Annotated in this window: 12 protein-coding genes; all 12 read right to left on the reverse strand. The window is 63.0% G+C overall.

Annotated features, from left to right (window positions below):
* Positions 1–3: 3 nt before the first annotated feature.
* Positions 4–1,179 carry a lipopolysaccharide assembly protein LapB gene (gene lapB, locus BJG93_RS11650; protein WP_027198431.1) on the reverse strand — a complete coding sequence of 392 codons (1,176 nt, stop codon included), beginning with the start codon at positions 1,177–1,179 and terminating at the stop codon, positions 4–6.
* A 68-nt stretch (positions 1,180–1,247) separates the two neighbouring features.
* Positions 1,248–1,541: a LapA family protein gene (locus BJG93_RS11655; RefSeq protein WP_027198432.1), complete on the reverse strand. Its 294-nt coding sequence runs from the start codon at positions 1,539–1,541 to the stop codon at positions 1,248–1,250.
* A 295-nt stretch (positions 1,542–1,836) separates the two neighbouring features.
* Entirely contained in the window at positions 1,837–2,160 is a 324-nt protein-coding gene (locus tag BJG93_RS11660) for an integration host factor subunit beta (RefSeq protein ID WP_027198433.1), read from the reverse strand.
* Between the two features lie 21 nt (positions 2,161–2,181).
* Positions 2,182–3,915, reverse strand: coding sequence for a 30S ribosomal protein S1 (rpsA, locus tag BJG93_RS11665; protein WP_027198434.1), 1,734 nt, complete (start codon positions 3,913–3,915; stop codon positions 2,182–2,184).
* A 163-nt stretch (positions 3,916–4,078) separates the two neighbouring features.
* On the reverse strand, positions 4,079–4,765 hold the full coding sequence (cmk, locus tag BJG93_RS11670; RefSeq protein ID WP_027198435.1) for a (d)CMP kinase: 687 nt from the start codon (positions 4,763–4,765) through the stop codon (positions 4,079–4,081).
* 46 nt (positions 4,766–4,811) lie between these two features.
* A complete protein-coding gene (gene aroA, locus BJG93_RS11675; protein ID WP_027198436.1) occupies positions 4,812–6,116 on the reverse strand; it encodes a 3-phosphoshikimate 1-carboxyvinyltransferase in 1,305 nt (434 codons plus the stop codon).
* An 18-nt stretch (positions 6,117–6,134) separates the two neighbouring features.
* Positions 6,135–7,076 carry a prephenate dehydrogenase gene (locus BJG93_RS11680; protein WP_027198437.1) on the reverse strand — a complete coding sequence of 314 codons (942 nt, stop codon included), beginning with the start codon at positions 7,074–7,076 and terminating at the stop codon, positions 6,135–6,137.
* Between the two features lie 61 nt (positions 7,077–7,137).
* On the reverse strand, positions 7,138–8,259 hold the full coding sequence (gene hisC, locus BJG93_RS11685) for a histidinol-phosphate transaminase (RefSeq protein WP_027198438.1): 1,122 nt from the start codon (positions 8,257–8,259) through the stop codon (positions 7,138–7,140).
* A gap of 81 nt (positions 8,260–8,340) precedes the next feature.
* Positions 8,341–9,420 carry a prephenate dehydratase gene (pheA, locus tag BJG93_RS11690; RefSeq protein WP_027198439.1) on the reverse strand — a complete coding sequence of 360 codons (1,080 nt, stop codon included), beginning with the start codon at positions 9,418–9,420 and terminating at the stop codon, positions 8,341–8,343.
* A gap of 63 nt (positions 9,421–9,483) precedes the next feature.
* Positions 9,484–10,566 carry a 3-phosphoserine/phosphohydroxythreonine transaminase gene (gene serC / locus BJG93_RS11695; protein WP_027198440.1) on the reverse strand — a complete coding sequence of 361 codons (1,083 nt, stop codon included), beginning with the start codon at positions 10,564–10,566 and terminating at the stop codon, positions 9,484–9,486.
* A 203-nt stretch (positions 10,567–10,769) separates the two neighbouring features.
* A complete protein-coding gene (locus BJG93_RS11700; RefSeq protein WP_027198441.1) occupies positions 10,770–11,375 on the reverse strand; it encodes a DUF2059 domain-containing protein in 606 nt (201 codons plus the stop codon).
* A 124-nt stretch (positions 11,376–11,499) separates the two neighbouring features.
* The gene (gyrA, locus tag BJG93_RS11705) at positions 11,500–14,136 is read right to left on the reverse strand and encodes a DNA gyrase subunit A (protein WP_082194651.1); all 2,637 of its coding nucleotides are present in this window, start codon (positions 14,134–14,136) and stop codon (positions 11,500–11,502) included.
* Positions 14,137–14,476: the final 340 nt, after the last annotated feature.

The following is a 14,476-nucleotide window of genomic DNA, read 5'->3' on the forward strand; positions in this document are numbered from 1 at the left end:
GCGTCAGTTCGACGCGGTAATCGGCTCGACGCGGCGCGGCGCATAGGTTTCCCAACCGCTGCAACCCGGGCACTGCCAGTAGAAAAGCCGCGCCCTGAAACCGCAATTCTGGCACGTGTAGCGCGGCAGATTCTTGGTGCGCTGGCGGATCAGTGTGCGCATGAGCTCGAGCTCGCTGCGCCGCGGCTCTTCGGCGACGGCCTGTTGTGCTTCGAGCAGGCGCGTCATGCCGGCCAGATTCGGCGACTTCTGCATTTGCGTGCGCGCGAGCGCATGCGCGGCATCGGCGCCGCGCAGCGACGCGACGTGCTGATACGCGACGTCGAGCAGATCGTTGCTCGGATGACGGTCGACCCACGTGGTCAGCAGATCAGCGCCCTCCTGCGCGCGGCCAAGCGCTTCATAAGCCTTCATGATCTTCTCGGCGACGAGCGGCAGATACGCGGGATTCTGCTCCTCGACGCCGCGCCATTGCCCGATCGCCGCTTCCGGCCCGCCGCCGGCCGCGTCGACATCACCGAACAGGATCGTCGCGCGCACGTTGGTGGGGTTAGCCTTCAGCGCGAGCCCGAGCTGATGACGCGCTTCGTCCGGGTTGTTCTGCTGCAGCGCTTCCTGAGCAAGTTCGCAATGGAACTGCGCGATTTCCTTGTCGAGCGACGGTGCGCCCATCGTTTCGAGGTGTCGCGCGGTATCGATCGACTTGACCCAGTCCTTCTCGATCTCGTAGATCGTCAATAGCGCGCGTTGAGCGCCGAGTGCGTAATCGCCCGCCTGCAGCGAGCGGAAGGTTTCTTCGGCACGGTCCAGCAGACCCGCTTTCAGGAAGTCCTGGCCGAGCTCGTACAGCGCGTGATCGCGCTCACTGACAGGCAGGTCCGCGCGGCTCAACAGATTCTGATGCACGCGGATCGCGCGGTCCGTTTCGCCGCGCCGGCGGAACAGATTGCCGAGCGCGAAGTGTAGTTCGACCGTTTCAGGGTCGAGCTTGACGACTTCGATGAATGCGTCGATCGCCTGGTCGGGCTGTTCGTTGAGCAGGAAGTTCAGGCCGCGAAAATACGAACGCGGCAGGTTGGCGCTTTCGGACAGCAGCGTCTTGAGGTCGTAGCGCGCGGCCATCCAGCCGAGCGCGAACGCGACGGGTATGACCAGCAGCCACCAGAAGTCTAGATCCATGCGATTAATGCAAATGTGCCGGAAGCGGAAACGAAAAGCCGCGCTCAGAGCGCGCGGCGCAAGACAGCTCAGATCAGCGGTGGCAGCGGCGGCTGCTCGACGACGGCCGGGGCTTCGCGCGCCACGCGCAGTTCGCGCCTGAGCCGACCATTCTCCATGCGCAGACGCACGACGGCCGGCATCGCCGACACGAGCCCCGCGAGCAAGCCGATCACGAAAAACGCGAGACCGATCAGAATCAGAGGCGCCGACCAGACGTAGCCAGCGAGGAAATTCAGCGTAGCGGGTTGCGTGTTGGAGAGCGCCAGCACAAGCAGCAGCACGAACACCAGCACGCGGATCAGCCAGACGATAAATTTCATGAAGAGGATCTCTTGACGGCAGTTGCGGTGTGACGCCGGCTCGATGACGCGTCGCGCCACGGTGTTGCCCGCGCCGAAGTGACCCGTATTGTAATGGATGCCCTCGCGGCTGGGCAGCGCGTGGCGGGACCAAGCACTTACGGGCGATTCGCGAAATGCAACGGTCGTACCGGAATGCGCCCTGAAACCATGGACAAAAAAAAAAGCGCCCGAAGGCGCTTTTCCTGGTCTTTTGACGACTGGCTTTGGCCGCTGACGCTAGCTATGCCACGCTGCAAGACATACAGCGGAGTCATTAAAGGTCGTCATCCGGCTCGTCGGCCTTCAGCGGTTCCCCCGCGCGACGATCCACCCGCTCGCGCAATTCCTTGCCCGGCTTGAAGTGCGGTACGTACTTCTCGGGTACCAGCACCTTCTCGCCCGACTTCGGATTGCGTCCGACGCGGGAGGGACGGCGGTTGAGGCCGAAGCTGCCGAAGCCACGAATTTCGATGCGGTGACCTTTGGCAAGCGCCTCCGACATCGCATCGAGCATCGTCTTCACCGCGAAATCCGCATCTTTGAGAACCAGTTGCGGAAATCGCGTAGCCAGTTGGGCGACCAATTCCGATTTGGTCATACTGCAGCAGACCTCTCAGGCTTACTGGTTTTGGCCGTCGAGCTTAGCCTTCAGCAACGCACCGAGGTTCGTCGTGCCGGTAGCGGCTGCGCTCGAATCGGAAGCAGCGAGGCCGCGGATGGCTTCCTGCTGCTCAGCCGAATCCTTCGCCTTGATCGACAGGTTGATGCCACGCGATTTGCGATCGATGTTAATGACCATCGCGTTGACTTTGTCGCCTTCCTTCAGCACGTTGCGAGCGTCTTCCACGCGGTCTTGCGCGATTTCCGAAGCACGCAGATAGCCTTCGACTTCACCCGACAGCTGCACAACAGCGCCCTTCGCGTCCACCGACTTGACGGTACCGTCGACGACCGAGCCCTTGTCGTTCATTGCAACGTAGTTGCTGAACGGGTCGCCTTCGAGCTGCTTGATACCCAGCGAAATGCGTTCCTTCTCGACGTCGATGCCGAGAACGATCGCTTCCACTTCGTCGCCCTTCTTGTACTTGCGAACGGCTTCCTCGCCGGTTTCGCTCCACGACAGATCCGACAGGTGAACCAGGCCGTCGATGCCGCCCGGCAGACCGATGAACACGCCGAAGTCGGTGATCGACTTGATAGCGCCGCTGATCTTGTCGCCTTTCTTGAAGTTGCGGCTGAAGTCGTCCCACGGGTTCGGCTTGCATTGCTTCATGCCGAGGCTGATACGACGGCGGTCTTCGTCGATTTCGAGAACCATGACTTCGACTTCGTCGCCCAACTGGACAACTTTCGACGGAGCAACGTTCTTGTTGGTCCAGTCCATTTCCGACACGTGGACAAGGCCTTCGATGCCCGATTCAACTTCGACGAACGCGCCGTAGTCGGTGATGTTGGTGACCTTACCGAACAGACGCGTGCCCGACGGGTAACGGCGCGAGATGCCTTCCCACGGATCGTCGCCCAGTTGCTTGATACCGAGCGAAACGCGGTTCTTTTCCTGGTCGAACTTGAGGATCTTCGCGGTGACTTCCTGGCCAACCGACAGAACTTCGCTCGGGTGACGCACACGACGCCACGCGATGTCGGTGATGTGCAGCAGGCCGTCGATACCGCCGAGGTCCACGAACGCGCCGTAGTCGGTGATGTTCTTGACCACGCCTTCGACGATCGCGCCTTCCTTCAGCGTTTCCAGCAGCTTCGCGCGCTCTTCGCCTTGCGTTGCCTCGATGACGGCGCGGCGCGACAGCACGACGTTGTTACGCTTGCGGTCCAGCTTGATGACGCGGAATTCGAGCGTCTTGCCTTCGTACGGAGTCGTGTCCTTGACCGGACGCGTGTCAACCAGCGAACCCGGCAGGAACGCGCGGATGCCGTTGACCATCACGGTCATGCCACCCTTGACCTTGCCCGTGATCGTGCCGGTCACGAGTTCGTTGTTGTCCAGCGCCTTTTCCAGCGACAGCCACGAAGCCAGACGCTTCGCCTTGTCACGCGACAGGATCGTGTCGCCATAGCCGTTTTCCAGTGCGTCGATCGCGACGGAAACGAAGTCGCCCGCCTGCACTTCTACCTCGCCCGCGTCGTTCAGGAACTCTTCTAGCGGGATGTAGGCTTCGGACTTCAGACCAGCGTTCACGACCACGAAGTTGTGGTCGACACGCACGACTTCGGCGGAGATCACTTCGCCAGCGCGCATGTCCTGCTTGGTCAGCGACTCTTCGAACAGAGCCGCAAAAGATTCGGTATTCGGGGTAGAGGTTTGCAGGTCGGACATAAAAATCAGAGTTTGCATGGTCTTCGCAGCGCCTGGCTCACCGGATCAGCGAGCAACTGCGGCAAATACGCGAATGCCACGCGGGGTTAAAGGGTTAAAAACAACGCTTCGCGACCATCGCGAAGCACGTACCAACAACGGAACTGCCGCTGTCTGGCCGCTGCAGCGTAACCGTTTTCAGTTACGCATGGGGGACCAGCGCTTCATACCATTGCACCACCTGCTCGACCGCCTGGTCGATCGACAATGCCGAGGTATCAAGCAGTTTTGCATCCGCCGCGGGCTTGAGCGGCGCGGCCGCGCGCTGACTGTCACGCTCGTCGCGCTCACGCAAATCCCGGAGCAAGTCATCTATATTAGCAGAAAATCCTTTTTGGATCAATTGCTTATGCCGCCGCGTCGCGCGGGCCTCGACGCTCGCGGTCATGAACACCTTTAGCACGGCGTCCTGGAAGATTACAGTCCCCATGTCGCGACCGTCGGCGACGAGCCCCGGCTCTTTGCGAAAGGCGCGCTGACGCGCCACCAGCGCGGCTCGCACCGGCGCGTGCACGGCGATCGCCGAGGCGCGACTGCCCACTTCCTCGGCGCGAATTTCTGCCGATACGTCGACGCCGTCGAGCTGCGCGAGCCCCTCGCGAAACGTGATATGGAGGTCGTCGATCAGTTCGACAAGTGCGTCGACGTCGTCCGGTGCGATGCCGTAACGCAGACTCGCGAGTGCCGCGAGCCGGTATAGCGCGCCGCTGTCGAGCAGGTGAAAGCCGAGGTTGGCGGCCACCATCGCGGCCACAGTGCCTTTGCCGGAGGCGCTCGGGCCGTCGATCGTAATGACGGGCGTCTGGTGAAAGGGACGGGTCGGTTTCATCGAAAAAGTCGCACGTCAGGCGATTCGCACGCGAATCTGGGTTGAATCAGGGATGCGCGAGCGCGGCGAAGCGCTCGAAATAATCGGGGAACGTCTTGCCGACGCACTTCGGGTCGTTGATGCGCACCGGCACGCCGCCCAGACTCACGAGCGAGAAGCACATCGCCATGCGGTGATCGTCGTAGGTGTCGATCGCGGCATTTGCGATCAGCTTTTCGGGCGGCGTGACGACGAGGAAATCCTCGCCCTCCTGCACCTTCGCGCCGACCTTGCGCAGCTCGGTCGCCATCGCGGCGATGCGGTCGGTTTCCTTCACGCGCCAGCTCCCGATGTTGCGCAGCGTGGTCGTGCCGTCCGCGAACAGCGCGGCGACGGCGATCGTCATCGCCGCGTCGGGGATCAGGTTGAAATCCATGTCGATCGGATCGAGCTTGCCGTGGTCGTTGCCGACACCGCGCACTTCGATCCAGTCGTCGCCCATCTGCAGGTTCGCGCCCATTTTGATGAGCGCATCGGCAAAGCCGACATCGCCCTGGATGCTCGCGCGGCCCACGCCTTCCACTTTCAGAGGCCCGCCGCCGAGCGCACCGGCGGCGAGAAAATACGACGCCGACGACGCATCCCCTTCCACCATGATCGTGCCCGGCGACTGATACCGCTGCCCCGCCGGCACCACGAACTGGTGCCAGCCGTGACGCTCGACCTTGATGCCGAAGCGCTCCATCAGCTTGATCGTGATCTCGATGTACGGCTTGGAGATCAGCTCGCCGTCGACCTGCACGGTGGTGACGCCGCTCGATGTGCGCAACAGCGGCAGTGTCATCAACAGCGAAGTCAGGAACTGGCTCGACACATCGCCACGCACGCGGATCGGCGCGTCGGCCGTGATCTGCGCGGGGCGGATGCGCAGCGGCGGATAGCCGTCGTTCTGCTCGTAGTCGATCTTCGCACCGATCTGGCGCAGACCGTCGACGAGATCGCCGATCGGCCGCTCGTGCATGCGCCGCACGCCGTGGATCCGGTAGTCGCCGCCATTCACGGCGAGCGCCGCGGTCAGCGGGCGCACCGCCGTGCCCGCGTTGCCGAGGAACAGGTCGGCCGTACGCGCGGTGAACGCGCCGCGCGTGCCGCTCACGACGCAGGTGTCGCCGTCGCGCTTCAAGCGTACGCCGAGCTTTTCGAGCGCGTCGAGCATCACGCGGGTGTCGTCGGAATCGAGCAGGTTCGTGATCGTCGTCTCGCCTTCGGCGAGCGCGGCAAGCAGCAGCACGCGGTTCGAGATGCTCTTCGAGCCGGGCAGACGAACCGTGCCGGACGCACGGGAAAAGGGTCCGAGATCGAGGAATTCCATGATGAGTCCAGTTTCCGGTTATTTCGACGCATCGCTGTCGGCCACACCAGCCGCGCGCTGCTCCTGCCACTGACTGCGTGCGACGCGCGAGCGCGCGAACACCGCTTCGAGCGCGGCGCCGTCGCCGGCTTCGATCGCCGCGCGCAGGCGCGCGAGCACCGCGGTGTAGCCGTCAAGTTCGTCGAGCAGCGCCGCACGATTGGCGACACATACGTCGCGCCACATTTCCGGACTCGACGCGGCGATGCGCGTAAAGTCGCGAAATCCGCCCGCCGCGAACGAGAACTTCAACGCGGCGTCGGGCGAACTGAGGATCTGCTCGACGAGCGCGAACGACAGCACGTGCGGCAGATGACTGACGGAGGCGAACACGCGGTCGTGCTGCTGCGGCGTCATGTCCCGCACCAATGCACCGGTGGCGCGCCACATCGCAGCGACGCGCTCGACCGATGCCGGCGTGTTCTCCGGCAGCGGGCACAGCACGACGTTGCGGTTCACGTACAGCTCGGGCAACGCGGCATCGACACCGCTCGACTCGCGGCCGGCGATCGGATGCCCCGGCACGAACTGGCCGATCCGCGCGCCGAGCGCTGCGCGTGCGGCGGCGACCACGTCGGACTTGGTGCTGCCCGCATCGGTGACGATCGTACTGGCGTCGAGATGCGGCGCGATACGCTCGAGCAGCGGCTGCGTCTGCGCGACCGGCGCCGCGAGCAGCGCGAAGTCCGCGCCCGCGAGCGCGTCGCGCAGTGCGACGTCGTCGTGGAGCGCCGCGGCGCCGTCGATCACACCGAGCGCCAACGCGCGTTCGCTCGAGGCGGACGTCCGTCCCACGCCAATTACCGTGCGCGCTCCGCCGGCCTCGCCGCGTTCACGCAACGCGCGCGCGAGCGATCCGCCGATCAGGCCGACACCGAAAATCACCAGCTTGTCAAAAGAAAACGCGGCCACGTCGCTCACACAATACGGACAATAAGCGCGCCGCTCCTGCCGGCCGACGCGCGGGGTCAAGGATCAACGCTTATCCTGCGGCAGGCTCGGCAAGCGCTTTTTGGAGCGCCGCGAGGAACGCCTCGTTTTCCTGCGGCAAGCCGATCGTGACGCGCAGCCACTGCGGCAAGCCGTAGTTGTGGACCGGTCGCACGATCACGGCCTGCTTCAGCAGCGCGAGGTTCACCCGGGCGCCGGCCTCGTCGTCGCTGCCGACGCGCACGAGCACGAAGTTGCCTTCGGATGGCACATATTCGAGGCCCAGTCTGTCGAACGCGTCGATCAGAAGCCGGTAGCCCTGCGCGTTCAGCGCCGCGCTCTTCTGCAGAAACGCGTTGTCGTTCAGCGCCGCAACCGCCGCGGCTTGCGCGAGCGTATTCACGTTGAATGGCTGACGCAAACGGTTCAGCAGATCGGTCAGTTCGGGCTTTGCGATCGCGAAGCCGATGCGCAAGCCAGCGAGACCGAACGCCTTCGAAAAGGTGCGCGACACAAGCAGGTTCGGATAGCGGCGCACCCAGTCGATCGAGTCGTAGCGCTTATGCGCAGACAGATACTCGGTGTACGCCTCGTCGAGCACGACGACCACATGGCGTGGCACCTTGTCGATGAACGCCTCGAGTGTCGGACCATCGACGAACGTGCCGGTCGGATTGTTCGGATTTGCGACGAACACGAGACGTGTGTCGTCGTCGATCGCGGCGCGCATCGCGTCGAGGTCGTGACCATAGCGCACGGCCGGCACGACGATCGCGCGCGCGCCGACGCCTTGCGTCGCGAGCGCATAGACCGCGAACGAGTACTGCGAGAACACGACCGCCTGGCCGTTCTCGACGAACGCGTGCGCGGCGAGTTCGAGGATGTCGTTGCTGCCGTTGCCGAGCGTGATCCACTCGGCCGGCACGCCGTAGCGCGCGGCGAGCGCCGCCTTCAGCTCGAAACCGTTCGAGTCCGGATAGCGGCCGAGATCGGCGATCGCCTGCGCCATCGCGCGCTGCGCGGATTCCGGCATGCCGAGCGGATTCTCGTTCGATGCAAGCTTCACGATGCTCGCCTCTTCGAGACCGAACTCGCGGGCCACTTCCGAGATCGGCTTGCCGGCAATGTACGGCGCGATCGCTCGCACATAGGAAGGGCCGAGAGACGCTGTCATGAAAATCTCCGAACGACGATGAATAGTGAAATATGCGTTCGGGCAACGCACGCGACGCCGCCCGGTCTCCGCTGCCCGCCCTTAGCGGGCGCGCGGATACGAGCCGAGTATCTTCAGGAACGCGGCCTTCTCGCCGAGCCCGGCGAGCGCGGCGGCCACGGCCGGATCGTCGCGATGGCCTTCGACGTCGATATAGAAGTAGTACTCCCACGTGCCGACGCGCGCCGGGCGCGATTCGAAACGCGTCATCGACACGCCGTGGCGCGCGAGCGGCTCGAGCAGCTTGACCATCGCGCCCGGTTCGTTCACGACCGACACGATCAGCGAGGTCTGGTCGTAGCCGCTCGGACCGGTCGGCTGCTTGCCGATCATCACGAAGCGCGTGCGGTTGTGCGGATCGTCCTGAATCAGCGCGTTGGTGACCTGCAGACCGTAGTGGATCGCGGCGCGGTCGCCGGCGATGGCCGCGACGGTCGAATCTTCGGCCGCCATCCGCGCGGCTTGCGCATTGCTCGAGACCGCCTGGCGCTCAAGGTGCGGCGCGTTCGTCGACAGCCAGCGCTGGCACTGCGCGAGCGCCTGCGCATGCGCGCATACGCGCGTGACGCCAGCGAGCCCGTTCTGCGTAAGCAGGTTGTGACGGATCGGCAAAGCGAGTTCGCCGCCGATGGTCAGCTGCGTTTGCAGCAGCAGATCCAGCGTGCGCGATACCGCGCCTTCGGTCGAATTCTCGACGGGCACGACGCCGTAGTCGGCGGCGCCCGCCTCGACGGAGCGGAACACTTCGTCGATTGACGGGCACGGCAGGCCTTCGATCGACTGACCGAAGTACTCGTGCATCGCCTGTTCGCTATAGGTCCCTACCGGCCCGAGGTACGCGGCTTTGATCGCCTTTTCGAGCGCGCGGCTTGCGGCCATGATCTCGCGCCAGATGGCGCTAATGTGTTCATCCGCGAGCGGCCCCGCGTTCATTTCCTGCAGGCGCGCGATCACCTGCATCTCGCGCTCGGGTCGGAACACCGGCGCGTTGAAATGCTTCTTGACCTCGCCGACTTCGAGCGCGACCGACGCACGCTGGTTCAGCAGCGCGATCAGCTGCGCGTCGAGCGCGTCGATGCGATCACGCAGAGGTTTGAGTCGTGTATTGAGTTCGTCGTCCATGCGTAAAACGGCTCTGCCGGGTAACTGCTGGAAAAGATGCGCACACCTGCCGGTCAGTGTGACTCAGGCGCTGCGCTGTTCGAATTCCTTCATGTATTCGACAAGCGCTTTGACGCCTTCGAGCGGGACGGCGTTATAAATCGACGCCCGCATGCCGCCGACGGACTTGTGGCCCTTTAGCTGCACCAATCCCCGCGCTTTCGCGCCGGACAGGAAATCTTCGTTGCGCGACTCATCGGCGAGGAAGAACGGTACGTTCATCCGTGAGCGGGAGCCACGCTCGACCTTGTTCAGATAGAAGCTGCTCGAGTCGATCGTGTCGTACAACAGCTTCGCTTTTTCGAGGTTGCGCGCCTCCATCGCCGTGAGGCCGCCCAGCTTCTTCAACCACTTGAACACGAGCCCGGCGATATAGATTGCATAGGTGGGCGGCGTGTTGTACATCGAATTGTTTTCCGCGACGGTCTTCCATTCAAACGCCGACGGGCAGATCGGCATCGCGCGATCGAGCATGTCCTCGCGCACGATCACGACCGTCACGCCGGCCATGCCGATGTTTTTCTGCGCCCCCCCGAACAGCACACCGTACTTGGCGATGTCCATTGGGCGCGACAGGATATGCGACGACGCGTCCGCGACGAGCGGAATATCGCCGAGGTCGGGAATCTCGAACGTTTCGACGCCGTGAATGGTCTCGTTCGTGCACAGGTGCACGTAGGCCGGATCGTCCGAGAGCTGCCATTCCGAGCGCGCCGGCGCGCGGGTGAAGCCCTCGGCCGTCTGGCCGCTCGCAGCCAGGTGCACGCTGCCGTATTTCTGCGCTTCCTTGAACGACTTCTGCGACCACGAGCCCGTCACGACGAAATCCGCGCGCGGTTTCGAGCCGAGCAGGTTCATGGGCACGATCGCGTTTTCGCCGAGTCCGCCCCCCTGCAGGAACAGAATCCGGTGGCTTGCCGGCACCTGCAGCAGTTCGCGCAGGTCGGTCAGCGCTTCCTCGTGGATCGACATGAACTCCTTGCCGCGATGGCTCATTTCCATCACGCTCATACCACTGCCCTGCCAATTCAGCATCTCGTCGGCTGCCTGGCGCAGCACTTCTTCGGGCATGGCCGCCGGGCCGGCGGCAAAATTAAAGACGCGCATGTGAGGTCCTGGAAGCGGGCGCGAAAAGCAGAGTCGCGCGGGAATCGGCGAAGAGATCTGCGAAATGGCTCGCCGAAAAAGAAAATGGCCGTCTACGCCAGTGCGCAAACAGCCATTATCGCATTGTCGCCGCCAAGCCGCCACGCCGGTTGGCCCGGCGGTGCAGTCACAGGCTGGCTGATCAGCACAGCCTGCGAGCGGATTTACTTGGCAGCCGGCTTGACCGACGCGACTTCCTTATCGGCCTGGTCACGCGTTGCCTTGATCGATTCCGGCATGTACTTCTGCATCAGGCCGTTCACGACATCGCGGCCAACCTGGTCTTGCACCTGGATGAACTTGCGGCCGGTCGGGCTCTTGTAGAACGTGGTCAGATCCTTGATTTCCGACGTGCTGTAGTACTTCGCGTACGCGTCGTACTGAGCTTGCATTGCGTCCTGACGGAAACTGTCAGTTGCGAACACCTGGCCCGCGCTGTCCACCAGCTTCGGCACCGCGTTCTTCTGCAGCGACGGCACGGCGGCCTGCTTCTGCTTGTCCGTCATCGTCTTATTCTCGGTCAGCGCGTCCGACAGGATTGCCGGCACGAGCTGCTTGGCCTGCATCTGCGCGCTGTTGCCGATTGCGCCAACGAGCTTCTGCGCGTCGATGGCGTCGAGCAAGTCCTTGATGGCAGCCTGCTTGGCCGGATCAACCGGTGCTGCTGCGGCAGCAGGAGCCGCGGGCGCCTGGTTCTGCAACGCTTGAGCCATGGCGAAGGTCGGCACAATGGCAGCCAGCAACATCAGTTGTTTGAATCGTTTTTGCATCACTACTCCCTAAGAGAAATTAACTTGGACTGCACGCCGCATGGGAAAGCGTACCGGCCAGATACGCGGTGACCCGCAACGTAGCTTCAACGTATTAACTGAGACTGAAAGCAGCTGGCACGGATCAAGCCGCGCCGCCGCTCTCACCGCCGATATCGCCTTCAGCGGAGCCGTCCGAGTCGCTTTCCGACTCGACCTCGACCTCGGCCTCAGCTACCTGTTGCAGACCCGACAGCTTGGTCCCTTCGTCAAGGCTGATGAGTGTAACACCTTGCGTTGCGCGGCCCATTTCGCGAATTTCCGACACGCGCGTGCGAATCAGCACGCCCGTCGTGGTGATCAGCATGATCTGGGCTTCCTGGTCCACGAGCGTCGCGGCAACCACCTTGCCGTTACGCTCCGAGGTCTGGATAGCGATCATGCCTTTCGTGCCGCGGCCGTGTCGCGTGTACTCGATGATCGGCGTGCGCTTGCCGAAACCGTTCTCGGTCGCGGTGAGCACCGACTGCTGTTCGTCGCCGGCCACCAGCAACGCGATGACGTTCTGTCCGTCCTCGAGCTGCATGCCGCGCACGCCGCGCGCTTCGCGGCCCATCGGACGCACGTCGTTTTCGTCGAAGCGCACTGCCTTGCCCGAATCCGAAAACAACATCACGTCATGCTGGCCATCGGTGATCGCGGCGCCGATCAGGTAATCGCCCTCATCGAGACCGACCGCAATAATACCCTTGCGCAGCGGCCGGCTGAATGCTTCCAGCGGCGTCTTTTTTACCGTTCCTAACGCGGTCGCCATGAACACGAACTTGTCGGCAGAGAATTCCTTGACCGGCAGCACGACCGTGATCTTTTCGCCTTCCTGCAGCGGGAACATATTGACGATCGGACGGCCGCGCGAATTGCGCGAGCCCTGCGGCACTTCGTAGACCTTGACCCAGTACACGCGGCCGCGGTTCGAGAAGCACAAGATGTGGTCATGCGTATTGGCGATGAACAGCGTGTCGATCCAGTCGTCTTCCTTCATGGAAGTGGCCTGCTTGCCGCGACCACCGCGTTTCTGGGCTCGATATTCGGACAGCGGCTGCGATTTTACGTAGCCCGCGTGCGACATCGTCACGACCATTTCCTGCGGCGTGATCAGGTCTTCGGTGTTCAGCTCGGTTGCGTTCAGCTCGATCTTCGAGCGCCGCGCATCGCCGAATTCGGCCTTGATCGACGTCAGTTCGTCGACGATGATGGCCGAAATGCGTTCCGGGCGAGCCAGAATGTCCAGCAGGTCGGCGATCTGCGCCATCACGTCGCGGTATTCGCCGATGATCTTGTCCTGCTCCAGACCAGTGAGGCGCTGCAGACGCATCTGCAGGATTTCCTGCGCCTGGGTATCGGACAGACGATAGAGGCCGTCGGCTTGCATGCCGAACGACGGATTCAGGCCTTCCGGACGGTAAGCTTCGCGGCCGCCGGCCGTCACGTTTTCGGTCTCGGCTCGCGACAGCATTTCGCGCACAAGTGACGAGTCCCACGCGCGCGACATCAGTTCCTGCTTGGCGATAGGCGGCGTCGGCGCGGCCTTGATCAACGCGATGAATTCGTCGATATTCGCGAGCGCAACCGCGAGACCTTCGAGCACATGGCCACGTTCGCGGGCCTTGCGCAGTTCGTAGACCGTGCGCCGCGTCAGCACTTCCCGGCGATGCGACAGGAAGCAGGTCAGCATTTCCTTCAGATTCAGCAGCTTCGGCTGGCCGTCGACAAGCGCGACCATGTTCATGCCGAAGGTGTCCTGAAGCTGGGTCGCCTTGTACAGATTGTTCAGCACGACTTCGGGCACTTCGCCGCGCTTGAGCTCGATCACGACACGCATGCCGCTCTTGTCGGACTCGTCGCGGATGTCGGAAATGCCTTCGAGCTTCTTCTCGTTGACAAGCTCGGCGATGCGCTCGAGCAGCGAGCGCTTGTTCACCTGGTACGGCAACTCGTCGACGATGATCGCCATGCGCTGGCCGCGATCGATTTCCTCGAAATGCGTGAGCGCGCGCATCACGACGCGGCCGCGACCGGTGCGATAGCCATCGCGCACGCCGGCCACGCCGTAGATGATGCCCGCGGTCGGGAAGTCGGGCGCGGGGATGATCTCGATCAGTTCGTCGATCGTCGCTTGTGGGTTTTGCAGCACATGCTGACACGCGTCGACGACTTCGTTGAGGTTGTGCGGCGGGATGTTGGTCGCCATGCCGACCGCGATGCCGGACGAGCCATTGATCAGCAGATTAGGGATGCGCGCGGGCAGGATGGCCGGTTCGTTTTCGCTGCCGTCGTAGTTCGGCACGAAGTCGACCGTCTCTTTGTCGATGTCGGCCAGCAACTCGTGGCCGATCTTCGCCATGCGGATTTCGGTGTAACGCATCGCCGCGGCATTGTCGCCGTCGACCGAACCGAAGTTCCCCTGACCGTCGACGAGCATGTAGCGCAGCGAGAAGTCCTGCGCCATCCGGACGATCGTGTCGTAGACAGCGGTGTCGCCGTGCGGATGGTATTTACCGATAACGTCGCCGACGATACGCGCCGACTTCTTGTAGGCGCGGTTCCAGTCGTTGTTCAGCTCGTGCATCGCGTATAGCACGCGCCGGTGCACCGGCTTCAGGCCATCGCGCACATCGGGAAGCGCTCGCCCTACGATCACGCTCATCGCGTAATCGAGATACGAACGGCGCATTTCCTCCTCAAGGGAGATTGGCAGAGTCTCTTTGGCGAATTGATCCATTATCCGTATCTTTTACGTGCGAAGGCGCGGGTTCGCCGCATCTTCGCGTAAGCATTGCAGGCGCAACGCATCACGCGATTCTAACATGGCGCGCATTCACGCCCAGCGACGGTACGTATACATATTAGAGGCGGACCCCGCCAACACCTCGCCGACAGCCGGAGTTGGGTGCCGTCAGGCGCGATTCGTGCGTCGGGCCGATTCGCCGCTCAGCCACAGCTGGCGGACCATTCACGGAGAAAACATTTGTTGCGCATGCACCACAATTGGAGGGGGATTTGATCGGGGGCGGATTTTTTTTTCGTCGGAAGGGAACGATATGGCAAAATGCCAACGCACA

This window comes from Paraburkholderia sprentiae WSM5005 (genome assembly GCF_001865575.2).
Classification (GTDB): domain Bacteria; phylum Pseudomonadota; class Gammaproteobacteria; order Burkholderiales; family Burkholderiaceae; genus Paraburkholderia; species Paraburkholderia sprentiae.